The sequence below is a fragment of the Polaribacter sp. BAL334 genome (assembly GCF_015767435.1).
Classification (GTDB): domain Bacteria; phylum Bacteroidota; class Bacteroidia; order Flavobacteriales; family Flavobacteriaceae; genus Polaribacter.
On the sequence record NZ_JADWOV010000050.1, the window covers coordinates 1 to 1,450 of the forward strand.

A 1,450-nucleotide genomic window follows, 5' to 3' on the forward strand; every position below is an offset into this window, starting at 1 on the left:
CAACTGTATACCAGAATCTATTTTTACTATGAGTATTGGCAATTATGAAGAGTTTTTGATTGCTAGAAGAAAATTAATGGCAGAGAAAATCAAAAATTATTATCATTCTTTATAATGAGCAATTTTAAATTTCTTCAAACAGAGTGGTTATCACTCTACACTAAACTAAAAACAGCAGAGGAAAGGGTTTTTACAGAGCCTGTTTCTTGTGCCAGTTACTGCCGTTTAGTTTTAGAGGAAAGTATGTATTTGCTCTTTGATTTAGAACATATTGAGAAACCATTCAATACTGAATTAGTTCAGTTAATGGATCATGAAGAGATAAAGAGTATTATTCCATACCAACTTAGAGAAGGATTGCACATTGTTAGAAAAACAGGAAATAATGCCGCTCATTTTGGTAATAGAGTATCTTCTAAAGATGCACAAATCAGCATCAAATATATTTATGACTTTACCAAGTGGTTTGCTCAAAACTACAACAAGTCTATTCCAGAATTACCAGGTGCGTTTGATGAATCTATTATTCCAAAACTAGGAGAAAAACAAAGACAGTTAAAGGAGCAACAACAGGAACAAGAGAACGCTTATCAAAAATTGCTGGAACAAGTTGCCAAACTACAACAAGAGAAAGAGGTAATTCTTAACAAAGCACAAGAAAGTGAAGCAACACTTGAAGCATTTAAACAAGAAACACAAAAGGCAGTTGCAAAACTAAAAAAGCAAAAACAGGAACGTCTAAAACCTATTGCTACAGAATTTACAGAAGCACAAACCAGGCAGCATCTTATTGATGTTGATTTGAAAGAAGCAGGTTGGCACACTTTAAATGTAGGTAGAGAATTAGAATATCCAGTTACAGGAATGCCTATTACAGCTGACAATCCTAAAGGGAATGGATATGTAGATTATGTTTTATGGGATGATAATGGTAAACCATTAGCATTGATAGAAGCAAAACGCACCACAAGTGATGTAGAAGTTGGTAAGCACCAAGCTTCACTTTATGCCAATTGTTTAGAAAAGATGCATGGTCAAAGACCAATCATTTTCTATACTAATGGATATGAAACCAAAATATGGGAAGATACTTTTTATAGTTCACCAAGGAGAGTTTATGGATTCTACACTAAGGAAGAATTGCAATGGTTGATACAAAAACACTCTACTATAAAAGACTTACGCAAAGCAACTATAAATACTGCAATTGCCAATAGGCCTTATCAGTTTGAAGCTATAAATCGTGTAGCAGAGACTTTTGTTACTGATGGTGCCAATGGATTATGTGGAAACAAAAGAAGAGCATTATTAGTTATGGCAACAGGTAGTGGCAAGACCAGAACTGCCGCCGCAATGGTTGATGTTTTATTCAAGAACAACTGGGTAAAAAGAGTATTATTTCTTGCAGATAGAAATGCCTTAGTGAGACAAGCTAAGAACAACTTTAGTG

At 34.3% G+C, this 1,450-nt stretch carries 1 protein-coding gene; it reads left to right on the top strand.

The genetic code is table 11. The features are described from left to right. Positions 1-114 precede the first annotated feature (114 nt). Positions 115-1,450: DEAD/DEAH box helicase family protein (locus IU405_RS00270; RefSeq protein WP_197436669.1), on the top strand; the 1,336-nt coding region annotated here is incomplete at its 3' end.